This is a genomic window from Pseudoalteromonas sp. S327, assembly GCF_005886415.1.
Lineage (GTDB): Bacteria > Pseudomonadota > Gammaproteobacteria > Enterobacterales > Alteromonadaceae > Pseudoalteromonas > Pseudoalteromonas atlantica.
Map to the genome: position 1 here is coordinate 13,096 of NZ_PNDP01000095.1, position 13,438 is coordinate 26,533.

The 13,438-nt window shown below is 34.8% G+C and carries 12 protein-coding genes; 2 read left to right on the plus strand and 10 right to left on the minus strand.

The genetic code is table 11. The annotated features are described in order from the left end of the window. Window position 1: 1 nt before the first annotated feature. From CWB60_RS20010 to galU, 10 genes are all read right to left on the minus strand, one after another. Complete coding sequence (locus CWB60_RS20010; protein ID WP_138577726.1) at window positions 2-1,477, minus strand: oligosaccharide flippase family protein; 1,476 nt, start codon at window positions 1,475-1,477, stop codon at window positions 2-4. Then, entirely contained in the window at window positions 1,474-2,430 is a 957-nt protein-coding gene (locus tag CWB60_RS20015) for a glycosyltransferase family 2 protein (protein ID WP_171036172.1), read from the minus strand. The genes CWB60_RS20010 and CWB60_RS20015 overlap by 4 nt, the downstream gene beginning before the upstream one ends. Before the next feature lie 50 nt (window positions 2,431-2,480). Continuing rightward, window positions 2,481-3,650, minus strand: a complete 1,170-nt coding sequence (locus tag CWB60_RS20020) for a glycosyltransferase (protein ID WP_138577730.1) — start codon at window positions 3,648-3,650, stop codon at window positions 2,481-2,483. Window positions 3,651-3,719: 69 nt separating this feature from the next. Continuing rightward, window positions 3,720-4,541 (minus strand): glycoside hydrolase family 16 protein, encoded by an 822-nt coding sequence (locus CWB60_RS20025; RefSeq protein ID WP_138577732.1) that lies wholly within the window; start codon window positions 4,539-4,541, stop codon window positions 3,720-3,722. After that, window positions 4,538-5,449 (minus strand): glycosyltransferase family 2 protein, encoded by a 912-nt coding sequence (locus tag CWB60_RS20030; RefSeq protein ID WP_138577734.1) that lies wholly within the window; start codon window positions 5,447-5,449, stop codon window positions 4,538-4,540. The genes CWB60_RS20025 and CWB60_RS20030 overlap by 4 nt, the downstream gene beginning before the upstream one ends. Window positions 5,450-5,467: 18 nt before the next feature. Continuing rightward, window positions 5,468-6,382: a glycosyltransferase family 2 protein gene (locus tag CWB60_RS20035; protein ID WP_004587718.1), complete on the minus strand. Its 915-nt coding sequence runs from the start codon at window positions 6,380-6,382 to the stop codon at window positions 5,468-5,470. 51 nt (window positions 6,383-6,433) lie between these two features. Further along, entirely contained in the window at window positions 6,434-7,327 is an 894-nt protein-coding gene (locus CWB60_RS20040) for a glycosyltransferase family 2 protein (RefSeq protein WP_138577736.1), read from the minus strand. 12 nt (window positions 7,328-7,339) lie between these two features. Continuing rightward, a complete protein-coding gene (locus CWB60_RS20045) occupies window positions 7,340-8,317 on the minus strand; it encodes an NAD-dependent epimerase/dehydratase family protein (protein ID WP_138577738.1) in 978 nt (325 codons plus the stop codon). After that, complete coding sequence (locus tag CWB60_RS20050; RefSeq protein ID WP_138577740.1) at window positions 8,310-9,515, minus strand: O-antigen ligase family protein; 1,206 nt, start codon at window positions 9,513-9,515, stop codon at window positions 8,310-8,312. Before CWB60_RS20050 ends, CWB60_RS20045 begins: the two co-directional genes overlap by 8 nt. A gap of 49 nt (window positions 9,516-9,564) precedes the next feature. Further along, window positions 9,565-10,452, minus strand: a complete 888-nt coding sequence (galU, locus tag CWB60_RS20055) for a UTP--glucose-1-phosphate uridylyltransferase GalU (RefSeq protein WP_138577742.1) — start codon at window positions 10,450-10,452, stop codon at window positions 9,565-9,567. A 341-nt stretch (window positions 10,453-10,793) separates the two neighbouring features. Between galU and CWB60_RS20060 the strand changes: the two genes are divergently transcribed. After that, entirely contained in the window at window positions 10,794-11,393 is a 600-nt protein-coding gene (locus tag CWB60_RS20060; protein WP_417655637.1) for a transglutaminase-like cysteine peptidase, read from the plus strand. Between the two features lie 25 nt (window positions 11,394-11,418). After that, entirely contained in the window at window positions 11,419-13,422 is a 2,004-nt protein-coding gene (locus CWB60_RS20065; protein ID WP_138577746.1) for a bifunctional diguanylate cyclase/phosphodiesterase, read from the plus strand. Window positions 13,423-13,438: the final 16 nt, after the last annotated feature.

Here is a 13,438-nt window from a genome sequence, read left to right on the forward strand (position 1 = left end):
TTCAAATTTCCTTATAATTTTGTTTATGTGCTAATTTTAAAATAATTTTGTTTTTTGGAAAAATACTTAAGGCGCTTGACGTCAGTTTACCTCCGTCAAAGAGGTACATTAATGTGAAATAGATAACTATAAAGAATAACCCTTCTATAACTATTTCTAAAATTGTTGTCCCTAAATAAAAGATGTTACTTAAACTTAGTGTTAGTAATATACTTATGACAGCACAGATAACAGGTGATGTAAGACTTGTAAGATATTCACTAATAGTTATATTTAATAATTTACAAGAACGCGCCATTGATGCACTGCAATAGGTTAACTTTCCAAGTATCAAAGCGGCTAAAAAGTAATTAAGCCCCCAAAATAAACTTATTGTGGTTAACGGCACTATGATTAAAGATAACTTTAGCTGTAATTTAAACCACCATTTAGCATTGTTGGTTAATAAAATAATATTTTTCTGTGGGATACCTAATATCACAATCATGTAAACGATACAAAACGCTTTAAATATTAATACAGATTCAATCCATTTCTCTGTAAATAAGACAACAAAAATATCAGTTGAATATGCAAGTAAAAAAATAAAAACAGGATATAGAAGCAAAACTGAAAAATAAACAGAGTTTAAAAAACCTTTTTTAAGGTTGCCATTCTGTGCTTGCGTTTTCGCCAATATGGGGAAGCTAACTTCTGAGACTGTACCAATAAAAACCTCATTCATTATAGTAGATAACCTTTTTGCCACACTGTAAAAACCAAGCTGTCTATTACCTAATATACTACCAATAATTAGTGACTCATAATGACTTAAAGCAAAAGTAAGGCCATTTGTTAAAGTGGTATATATAGCAAATGAATTAAGCTTAATAATACAATTAAACTTGAATATAAATTTCACTTTATCTCTGGTTGGAATGTACACTACTAAAAAGTTGAAAATGGACAGCACCACCTGTGACCAAATTAATGCCCATATACCATAATCTAAAACAAGTAATGTTATTATTATAGTAGCTGATAAAACTCCTGAAAAAAATGTTCTTAAAGCTAAATGTGCATACTTTTGTTCCTTCAAAAGCACTATATTTAATGTAGCATAAAGCCCATCAAAAATTAGTTTTAGGCAAAATATTGATAAAGCGATATTGAATATTTCTGTCTGGAAGTCGAAGAATGAAACTAAACAAAAAGCGAGTATTAGTAGCACCAATATTATTGAAACAAAAAAGTGGAGCCAAAAAATACTACTAATCGTTAAGGTATCATCTATTTGGTATTTTATTATCGATTCACGCCAGCCAACAGGCATAAAACTACTAGATATATAAATAATTGACAGTGAGAATGCGATTAGACCGAAATCTTCTGGAGCTAAAATACGTGCTGAATACGTAAATACAGCAAAATTAATTATTGGCGGAAAAAACTTACTGACAAATAGCCAAAGAATTCCATAAGATTTATTTATGCTCACTTATTTAATCTTCTTTTAACTACGCGAATGAAAAACTGAGTCCTTAAATTTTTTAAAATAAAAATAAAAGCTGAAAAGGAATTAGTAATAGATTTAATTGTTGTTTTATAGCGCTTATTTTTTATAGATGAATAAAAGCAAATCCATTGAATTTTCATATTAATACTTTTAGCGTGACGTAGTAGTAACTTTCTTTCTTGGCTCGATAAACTTTTTATTTTTGCAAGTGCGTAGTCACAATCTCTTAAATGAATTAAATCAGTTTTACTATGGTTGCCAGAGAGGGAATTTTCTCTAACAAGAGCTACATAGCCAGATGCTTCAATTAACTTCAGTTTTGCGCCCAAAATTAAGCAGCGGCAATAGAACTCATAATCTTCACCAAGACGCATATTTTCTTGGTAGCTTAAATTGTATTTTTCTAAAAACTGACGCTTTATGATTGGTTTTATAAACCCGAGCTCTTTTCTAAACTCACCTTTTTTAGTAATGTTTGATTCAATAAAATCTGATAAAGATATTATTGCCGGAAAGTCCTGCCTGTCTCCAAGCATCTTTGTTTTACGTGCTAGCGGGTCAGTTTCATTTATACGAAACTTATCATCAGCAATTAAGTCTTCGCCTTCACTATAAGCTAATAGTTTTTCATAACGACCAGTTTCAATGTAATCATCAGAATCTAACACAGTAACCCATTTTGAAGTCGCCCTAGAAAGGGCAATATTACGTGCCTTCCCGGGACCACTATTCACTTCAGTAGAAAAGATACTTACTTTAGAGAACTTAGCATTTAAACAGGTTAAAACTTGCATTGTGTTATCTGTAGAGCAATCATCAACAACTATCACTTGGTTAACAAATTTATCATTGACTACTGATTCTACTGCTCTAGTAATTGTTTTTTCTGCATTATAAGCAGCAATAATAACTGCTATAGTATCGTTCTCAGACAAAATATATCCCTATTGTTAACTTTTACACTGTTAGCCTTTACAACGTATATTCACCTTGTAGAATTTGCTTTTTTCCAAGTAACCGTTTTTTTACCTGTAATTGACTGTAATATACCAATACCCGCAGCAATATTCGCCATAGTAAAGTATTCTGCAATGACAGCTATTTTTGAAACAACAGGCACTTTAGGAAATTTTTCAAACCAAGATAATACAGCCATTATATAAAACGAGACTTGCGCTATTAAGATTACTTTAAATAAATAACCACTCTCAAAAATCGCTAAATACACATTAGAAACTAATGCCAACACCATAAATAATAAACTATACCAACGTAATACTTTATGTGAGTAAAGCTTCCATAAATTAAAAAGCGACAAAGTATTTAAACATTCTGATCGTAAATGCTTATAGCTATTATAAGAGCGATTACTAATTCTGATTTTTCTCGGGAATTCTTCTGCGGTACTTTCAGCACCTTTTTCATAAGCAACTATAGTATCATCAAACTTTAGCTTATAACCCTGATTGATAACGCCCATAGACGAGCAGAAGTCATCAAGCACATGCACTGGAAGCTCTCTTAATAAGCTTGTTCTTATAGAAAAAATAGAACCATCTGCACCCATCATTGAGCCAGATAAAGACTCTGATTTTTTAATCATTTCTTCGTATTTCCAATACAAGCCATTACTTTGTGCTGCTCCTTCAAGATCATCGTTTGTATAAATTAATTGACCTGCAACCCCACCTACTTCGTCGTCTTTATAGCACTTTGAAATTTGCAATAATGCATCTTTTTTCAAATAAACATTAGCGTCGGAAAAAACTAAAAAATCACATTCAACACCAGCTAAAGCTTTATTGATTGCGTTAGTTTTCCCCAAGCCATCACTTACTTCAAATAATTCGACTCTTCCAGGATATTTATCTACATAACTTTTGGTTATTGAAACAGTTTGATCTGTTGACGTATCTGATATTACTAGTACTTTATAGCTCGCTTTATCGTAATCTAAAGCCAAGTGGTTTTCGATTTTTTTGCTGATCACTGATTCTTCGTTATGAGCTGGTACGACAATAACGATACTCTTATCATTAGCTGTAAATGTGGTATTTACATACTCTTTTTTAACAGCACCAAAAATGTATATGATTAAAGGAAAAAAAACATATATATATAATAAAATAAATACCGAAATAAAAAATATCACCATCACTCATTACCATCCATTGCTTTGCTTTTATATAAAAGCATCAAAGTTAAAACTTTATCAATTACATTCCTACTGATAAACCCTGACATAATCTATTAAAAACTGCTGAGGAAATATAGAATCATCAATTCCATGTTTTCCTCCCCAAGAACCACCAATTGCTAAGTTAATTATTAAATACATCGGCTCATCAAAAGGCCATGATTCGGTATTATCATCTTCTTTTTCATAACTAAAAACTAGCTTATCATCAATAAAAAACTTAATAACATTAGAATATTTTTCAACAGCATATATATGATATTCAGATAAGAGATTTTTTAATGTAAACCCCTTATTTATCGCTTTTTTATTCTGGTGATTTCTTATCTTAGTATGCAGAGCTATATGCACTTTATCTTTTTGGTAACCAACATATTCCATCATGTCTATTTCGCCTTTAGCTGGCCAGCCTTTGCCTTGCTTATCGACTCCAAGTAGCCATATTGCAGGCCAAACTCCAATGCCATGGGGTAATTTAGCACGTACTTCAATTTTTGCATTCGTCCATGAATGCAAATTACGTGTAGTTAAACTAGCAGATGTATACATAGGTTTTGGAGAGTCAAATAATTCATCCCATAGACTAGTTTCTACACTCTCCAACTTCCTTGCCTCAATTATTAAAATTCCATCTTTAACTCTTGCGTTATGAAGGTTGTTTGCTACATACAACTGTTTTTCACCATTTCGTACATAGCCTTGTTCGTACCCCCACTTTTCATTAGCAGGTAGGCCATCGCTGTTAAACTCATCACTCCACACTAACTGATTGTACTCTTGTGCATAGAGTGGCCAAGAGAAAGCCTGTAAGCAAAAGAAGTAAAATAAGTAAAATAAGTGTATTTTCACGCGTAGCTCCTAACATTACCACCGGAGAAGAGCCCATAAAAAAAACCAACACCGTGGGATAAGTCACATAAACTATCTAAACATGTATGCTTCGAACTAATAAAGTATGGCAAAAATGAAAGTAAACCTTTTGCCAAATAAGCAGCCCCTTTAAAGCAGCAAGTAAAAAGTGCTCCTAAGAAAGTCTTATTACAGCTTTCAATTTTAAAGCCTGTAGCACCCATTCTAAAGCAGCGACGTAAAGCCCATTTAGTTGTTAAGCGTTCAATAACGATATGTTCTTGAACTATTGCATTATTAACCCACTTAATTTTGCCACCACATGCTGTTAACCTCAAAAAGAGCTCTTTATCTTCTCCACCGTGAATAAGCGACTCGTTGAAGCTAATATTCAGTTTTTTAAGTGTATTAACATTAATCAAGATATTATTGGTAGCAGCCCATTTCACCATCACACCATCCCTTAATTTACGCTCGTGGTACAAACGGGCTAAGTTAAAATATTTATGAGTGCCTTTGGGAAATATGGCTTTTTGGGGGCCTGCAACTACATCATAGCCCTTCGCTTTATCACACAGTAAGTTCAGCCAGTTTTTATCTGCATAAGCATCGTCATCAATAAATGCCAAGTAGTCGTACTGGTTATTTTGTGCATAATTTAGTGCATTATTCCTTGCAAACGGTATCCCTTGTTTAGTTTCTAAAACGTGTATTAGATTAATTTTTTTATTGTTAGTAAACTTACTCACGCTGCTATTAACTACTTGAGTCAATTCGGAATTATTTTCAACAATTAATATACTTAGCTCTATGCTGCTAATGTAGCTTTGTTCAAGGATACTTAAAATACATTGCTCGAAAGTCGCGCTTCTACTTCCTGTTGTTAACACGGCTACTAATACTCTCAAATTACTCTCCCTGTTTTCTTAACTTAATAAGCGTTTACGTATTGGTAACCATAGCAGCCTGCAAGCTGTTGGGTTTATAACTGCAATAGAAAGTGATTTTAAAATCTTTTTACGCTTTATTGATTTTACAAGCAAAATATAAGCTTTAGTGTTTGATAAGTTTCTATTTCTTATTTTAAGAGCTGCATTTTCACTTTTATTAAGTTCATACATCTCTACAAATTTTCTATCGCCCCACTGAAACCTTGAAATATGCCCTTCCGTTAACTGGCCAGAAATGGAGTCGCCTCTAATGGTGTATACATACCCGAAAAAGTCTAAAACTTTTGCTACTGCATTAGCCGCTAAACACGATGCTAAAAAGTAGTAATCCTCACCAATTCGAACTTCAGGCCAGTATTCCACTTTTGTTTTTACTAAAAACGATTTTAAAAAAAGAGGCTTTACGTAACCTGTGGTTTTTTTACCCATGAAATCTGCATTCCCGCTTATAAATTCTGCTAAGGATAAGTTGCCTGTTTTGAGTTCATCATTAGTGTAAAAGGGAGATAGCGCCTGCTCTCCCTCACGGCACATATAAAAATTATCTATAAGAATATCTGTAGCATCATCTTCAGAATTAAGCATTTCGCTCAATCTATTAGGTAAGAAATAATCATCAGAGTCTAAAATTGCGATCCACTTACCTTTTGCAGCTTCAAATCCAATATTACGTGCATAACCTGGCCCCCCATTGCTATTCGATTTGATTAACCTAACCCGCTCATCGCGATAATTCTCAACAACCTCACAGGTGTTATCGCTTGAAAAATCATCAACAACGATAACCTCAAGAGAAACCTTTTGTTGAAGCGCCGAATCTATTGCTTTGCTAATAAATTTTTCTGAATTCCAAGCAGCAATAACAACTGATACTTTTAAATCAGCTTTCATCTAGTAACCTATTGCAGTTATCCATTGAATACATACTCCCTTTATCACTATCTAATACTGAATTATTTCTTTTTTACCAAACAGTTTTGCAAGCACCCCAACATGAAGCGTGCCTCTAAGGAGCCAATGATATTTTTTGTTTTTACCTAGTATTGAAAGTAGGCACATTAGTATACAAAATGAAAATTTACAGCTAGCTAAAGTGCTGTATTTTATTTTATCTAGTACACTGATATTTTTAGTTATTAGACGTGCGCCGCATGTTTGTCCAAACCTGAACTTCCTTTTTAATAACCACATCAGGTTGGCACGTTCAGGCGGTACATCTTCAGTAACCAATGCATCTTTTGCGAATGCAAAGCATCCACCATTAGAATAAACATAAGAAAAAAAGCTACTATCTTCTCCGCCTGATTTACCTAAAGCAAGATCAAACCTCAACCCCTTACAAGCTTGGTGCTTTAAGTTAATCAGAGCATTTGCTGTCGAAGTTGTTTTTATTACCCCTTTAACAAAAACTGGTTGTTGAGAATGAAAATCACATATTTTCATCCAGCTAGGCGCACTGTCGTCATATATCGCTTTAACAGGTCCACATACTACCGCTACTTTTTCCTGCTGCGCTTTTTTATATAAGTTTGAGAGCCAATTAATGGAAGCCACTTCATCATCATCTATACATGCCAACCAATTACTATCTGCATTGTCTAAACACGCATTTCTTGCAATAGAGATATTTTGAGAAGGGGCATGGATATAAATTAAGCGCAACCCAAACTCTTCTGCCCACCCCTCTATTTTAGCTCTTGCTTTATCGGTCTTATCATTATCGGCTATAAGCACTTTTAGCGTTATTTCTCTTGGCAAGCATTGCTTTGAGATAGAATATAGAGTCTCTTTAAGGCTATCTCGTTTATAAGTACAAATTGCCACGCAAATATCCATAGAGAGATCCTATTAATTAAACTTTCCATCTGTAGAGGATGACCACTTGCTTAAAGCGACCTCTACACCACCATCGAACTTTTTACCTTTAGATACTAACCACCCAGGGTAAACGTCTGTTGATTTAACTAACTTCATTACCCGCTCGGGGTGAATTCCAATGTTAAACGCATTAAATAAACGCAAAGTTTTAGCCACCCCGAGCACAATAAATTTTGGTAGCATTACTGTTTTTACGTCTGAAAAGTGGTTAGCCTGAAAAATATCTATTATATCTTCAAGTGTATAACCTTGATGGTATGCTCCATTAAATGTTATTAATGTCTGTCTTTGATCTTCAGCAAAGCTAATGGCTTCAATTAAATCATCTACATAAATGCATGCTTTTATTGTATTTTTCCTGCCCGGATAAATAAAAAAACCCTTACTAAGTAAAGTCGCTAGGCGCGTAAAGTTTCCCCCTTCTCCAGGCCCAAAGACTACTGCAGGCCGCACTATCACTAACTTATTAATTGCAGAGTTTTTATTAAGCCATTCTTTATGAACTTTCTCTGCTATCATTTTCGAGTATCCGTAAGATGATGTAGGCTGTAATTCGGTTTCTTCTGTTTTTTGATCTTCGCCCGGACCATAAACTGAAATTGAGCTAGTAAAAATTATATTTTTGATACCCGCTCTTTCAGCATACTTACATACTTCAAGTGCGCCACAGATGTTTGTTTCATAGTATTCATGATGTTCATGGCCAGGTGTCGTGTGGATAGCCGCAAAGTTATAAATTTTATCGATGTTATTGAATAGCTCTAATGATGATAAGTCCCTCACATCAGCTACAATATAATTCACCCCTTTGCGTGGGGATTTTGGCTCTTTTATGTCCACAGAGATAATAGTTGTACAACCTTGTATAAGAAGCTTATCAATAAGGTGTGTGCCTATAAAACCTGAGCCACCAAATATAATTACACCTTTAGGTATTTCTTTATTCATAACGCTCATCTTCCTTTAAATAAACCCAAGATACACACATAAAAAAATGAATAACTGTGAACTGCTCAAACCAAACAGCTTCTAAAAAAGTTTGTAAAAACATATAGCTTAAAATTAATATTGCAAAAAAATGTGAACTCCCATAAGCGATGTTATGTAAATCAAATATCCTACTTATAAATAGCTTTATTAAATATAGGTAAAGAAACAAACCAACTAGGCCAAGTTCAACGCCCATATCTACATACATATTATGGAAATTAAACCCTGCTCCAGAGGGGACATGGTGGAGTGCCCATATATCTTCGGCTATATTATTTCCAACATAAAATAAACTCTGGAAACCCACTCCAAGTAATGGATTTTCCTGTATAAGTGATATCCCTCTTGCCCATAAGTGTGTGCGACCTGTTAAAGTTGGATCTTTACCAATGCTATACATAAGTTCATTAAAACTGCCATTGATAAGTGAATAGACTAAAAGGAACATACCGGTTAAAAAAACTAACAAGATACTCCAGTTCAGTTTTCCTCTAGTGAACTTATTTAAAGCTAAATTTTGGTAATAAATAATTACAATACAAATTAATATACTACCTAATACAAACACCATTGCGCCCAATGACTTAGCTTTAATTAAAACTAAAGTCGAAGTAATTAATAGCACAACCCCTAATATACGACTGGACCTATCAATCATTTTATTGAGCGATAAGGTAAGTGCTAATGTAATGCACATAGAAGTATTTGCAGCTAAATAGTTTTTACTTCCAAAAATACCAATTAAACTTATTTCACCTGTCATACCATTTAGAGCAGTGCGAGATGAAACTAAACTCATCACCATAGCAATTAACATAATAAACGCGCCAGCCCTTAAAAATAAGTTAAGCCCCAAGCGACTAGCTATGACAACTGCGAAAATTGTAGTGAGTAAAAGCTGTATATTTGCCCGCAATGCCGTTGCTGGAATATCTGACCAAATAACAGATAATAAGCATAAAGCTGGTATTAAAAACAACTCCCAATTTTTTTTACATACTCTCAGGGTAAAGTTGATGGCTGATGCAGCATAAGCAGTCCCAGCTATTAAAAAAGTTAAAGCCGCAAACGCGCCAAACATCGTATTAAATAACAATGCACCAACAGCTAGGGCCCCCCAAAATGAGGCGTATAAATGATCTTTTTTTATAAACATAAAAACTTAAAATGATGAACTCGCTATGTAGCTTTTTACTCATTACATTTTATAAGAGTGCTTTCACTTCCTTTGTAAATGCTTCTCCCAATTGGCTTGATTTCATCGCATATTCAACGTTTACCAACATATAACCTAACTTAGAACCACAGTCGTGTGACTTCCCTTTTAGATGATAAGCCTCTAATGTTTCTAAGTGACGAAGTTGAAGTAGTGCGTCTGTTAGCTGTATTTCTCCACCTGCTCCGGGTGGTGTGTATTCAAGTAAATCCCAAATTATTTCTGACACGACATAGCGCCCAGTAATCGCTAGATTACTTGGTGCTTGATCATTATTTGGTTTTTCAATCATGTTTTTTATAACTGAATTCTCGCCGGCTTTTATTTTTTTACCCGCTAAATCAACCACTCCATATTGGTGAACTTGCTCTTGCGGTACAGGCTCTACCATAACTTGGTTATGGCCTGTTTTATCAAAGCGGTCGATCATTTGGCTTAAGTTGTCAGTTTTTGGATTAGATTTATATTTATCAATAATTACATCGGGGAGCATCACTGCAAAGGGGCTATTTCCTACGATTGGGCGCGCAGCAAGCACGGCATGGCCTAACCCTAAAGGGGCAGATTGACGAACAGAAATTACCGTTACATCTTTTGGTACTATTGAGCGTACTTCCTCTAAAAGACTACGCTTCACACGTGCTTCTAGAGTGGCTTCAAGCTCAAAACTCGTATCAAAGTGATTTTCAATTGAATTTTTGGAGGCGTGGGTGACTAAAACGATTTCTTTTATACCGGCAGCAACTGCCTCATTTACCACATATTGAATGAGTGGTTTGTCTACCAAGGGGAGCATTTCCTTAGGAATAGCTTTAGTGGCTGGTAGCATACGTGTACCAAGGCCAGCAACAGGTAGAACAGCTTTTAAAACTTTCACATTAATTCCTTTTATCTTATATAGAACAAAAAAAGATCTCGCAAAGCAAAGCCCATTAACGTTCTCACATACCCTATGTGTCTTACAGTATACACGCCCAAACAATCTACTCAACCAAAAAAACATCCTTTTTAACTGTTTTTTTGTTAAATTTATGTTGCACCAAATTAAACTTTTACGCACTAAATTAGTGCTTCCAATACTTTTATACTATCTACCTTTTTAATGTTAATGCAACTATACTAAAGCTCATTTTTAAAGGAATGCTTCAAAAGGGAATAGTAGTGCGCTTCATTTTTTGTGTTTTATTCGTATCATCTTTTATTGTGCACTCCCAAGATATGCTTACGAATTTGCGTAATAACGATATAATTTCATTTGCCCAGCAACAGTATGGTAGCCAAGGACACGCACGTATTAAAAGCTGGTTAAGTTTTATAGATGAAGCTATCAACAAAAATGAATGGAAAAAAATACATCTTGTGAATGACTTTTTTAATGAAAAGATTAAATACAAGTCTGATCAAGCTCTTTGGCAGAAAGCTGATTATTGGGCAACACCACTTGAAAGCCTTGGCACTGGCATGGGTGATTGTGAAGACTATGTAATTGCGAAATACTTTACGTTACTCGCTTTAGGTATTCCTGAAGATAAAATTCGGTTAATGTATGTTCGTCATAAGGAGCTTAACCAACCCCATATGGTTTTAATTTATATTGAGCAGCCAAAGCAAATTCCTTATGTGCTAGGAAACTTCAATACAAAATTACTACCAGCAACTCAACGTACCGACTTAACGCCAATATACAGCTTTAATGGCCAAGGTTTATGGTTAGCTAAATCGAAGGGGTTAGGTAACAAAGTAAAAAACAGCCGTGGTGTATCTGCTTTGAATACAATGCTAGAGCGAATTGAACAAGGTGAGCTTGCTCCCATATAGAATAACGTTAAAGGAACTATTAGTTATGTCGTCTTTTTTTAAAAATGGCTTGAGTTTAAAAACGCAAGTTTATGGATTGATTATAGTCATTTCATTAATTTCTTTTTGTGTTCGGGTAGTTACCGATGTAGATACCACTCGCCAGTATTTGCAAACCCAAATGGGCAGCCACGCTCAAGACACCGCTACAAGTTTAGGGCTTTCTATTTCCCCCTACCTTGAAGAAGACAGCATAATGATTGCTCAAACAATGGCAACGGCCATTTTTGATTCGGGTTATTATAAGCAAATAAAATTTACTAATGCCCAGAACGAAGTGGTTTTTGAACTTGTAAACCCCAAACGTGTTGAATCGGTACCTAATTGGTTTAAAGGTGCCGTTGAGCTTAATGCACCAAGTCGGCATTCGGAGTTGAATAATGGCTGGGTCATGGCGGGCACGCTTGAAGTAACAAGCCATGTTGGGCAATCGTATCTAACCCTTTGGGAACATACTAAACGCAGCTTTTATGGGTCGTTTTTGTTATTAATAGCGTCACTGGCTGTTGCATTTTTAATACTACGCGCGGTGTTTAAACCACTAAAAGCTGTAGAAAACCAAGCCCACTTAGTTACACGTAAACGCTTTACACTCAACGATGAAATACCTGTTGCCCGCGAGCTGCGCACCGTTACAAAAGCTATTAATAATATGGTTATGAACCTGCAAAGTACGTTTGACTCACTTACTAAGCAAACACAAGCCCTTACCGAAGAAGTATATATAGACCCTTTAACTGGTTTAGGTAACCGAAAGTCATTTGATAACCATTTTAACTCGGTAGTTGATTCTATTAGCGATGAAACTCCCATTACCGCAATGATGATTACCCTGCCCTCGCTTGCAAACATCAATAAAACAGTAAGTTATCAAGACGGTGATGAGCACGTAAACGAAGTGGCAAACATACTCAAAACCAGGTTTAGCGAGCTTACTAATGCAAAAGTGTTTAGGTTAAATGGCAGTACCTTTATTGCCCTTGCGCCCTACGATAGTGATTTTTTAAATAGAACTCGCCTTGAAATTATTGATGCATTTAGCCAGCAAAAAAATAGTTTGCATGTTAGTGGCTTTGCTAACTTTGCGTTAGTAAGTGTAGAAAAAGGAATGCCTGTAGGTCGCGTATTATCAGCGTTAGACACGGGCTGTACAATTGGTGACACAAACAATAATAAAATAGATAAAGACACTTTATTTAGTGTTAATCAGTGGCGCACACTTATTCAGTCAATTTTAGCATCTGGTGAAGTGAGTTTTTCAGTGCAACCTGTAAAACGTGCTAACTCACAAAATAAGCAATGCTATTTTGAGGTATTTGCTCACTTTATTCATGAAAACGAGAAAGTGAGTAACGGGCATTTGTTTGCTATGGCAGAAAAACTCAACTTAACTGAAGAGCTTGATAAAAAAATAATTCGTAATTTTGTTAATGTTAAAGAGCAATATCCAAACGATGTATTTGCACTCAACTTGAGTAAGGCATCTTTGTATTCAACTGATTTTATTGAATGGCTAACGCTTTATTCACACACAAAGCCTGTTATAAAAACTAACTTGTTATTTGAACTACACGAGATCAGCTTACTTTATAATGTTCATATTGCCTCGCAACATATAGACATAATAAAAGACATAGGCATTAATGTATGTATTGAGCATTTTGGTACTAGCCTCACCTCCTTTAAATACTTACAAGGCTTAGATATTGAGTATGTAAAAATAGACGGTAGTTACATACAAGACTTACTAGATAACAGCCAAAGCCAATTTTTTATTCAAACAGTTAATAATATTTGTCATGGTTTTGGTATAAAGGTGGTAGCTTGTTTAATTGAAAAACCTGAAACATTACATACACTTGAAAACCTAGGGTGTGACGGTATACAAGGTAACTTAATTATACCACCGTCAAAAGTTATAGAAACTAAATGTAGTGGTATGAATAAACAGTTTACTTTTTGTACCAATACGCTAAGGTTCTGTAATTAGTAACCTCTAAAAGAGG

Excerpts from the sequence above, each read along its gene's own strand:
- CWB60_RS20020 (WP_138577730.1), bottom strand. The coding sequence starts at position 3,650 with ATGGTGATATTTTTTATTTCGGTATTTATTTTATTATATATATATGTT.
- CWB60_RS20035 (WP_004587718.1), bottom strand. The coding sequence starts at position 6,382 with ATGAAAGCTGATTTAAAAGTATCAGTTGTTATTGCTGCTTGGAATTCA.
- CWB60_RS20040 (WP_138577736.1), bottom strand. The coding sequence starts at position 7,327 with ATGGATATTTGCGTGGCAATTTGTACTTATAAACGAGATAGCCTTAAA.
- CWB60_RS20045 (WP_138577738.1), bottom strand. The coding sequence starts at position 8,317 with ATGAATAAAGAAATACCTAAAGGTGTAATTATATTTGGTGGCTCAGGT.
- CWB60_RS20050 (WP_138577740.1), bottom strand. The coding sequence starts at position 9,515 with ATGTTTATAAAAAAAGATCATTTATACGCCTCATTTTGGGGGGCCCTA.
- CWB60_RS20060 (WP_417655637.1), top strand. The coding sequence starts at position 10,794 with ATGCTTACGAATTTGCGTAATAACGATATAATTTCATTTGCCCAGCAA.
- CWB60_RS20065 (WP_138577746.1), top strand. The coding sequence starts at position 11,419 with ATGTCGTCTTTTTTTAAAAATGGCTTGAGTTTAAAAACGCAAGTTTAT.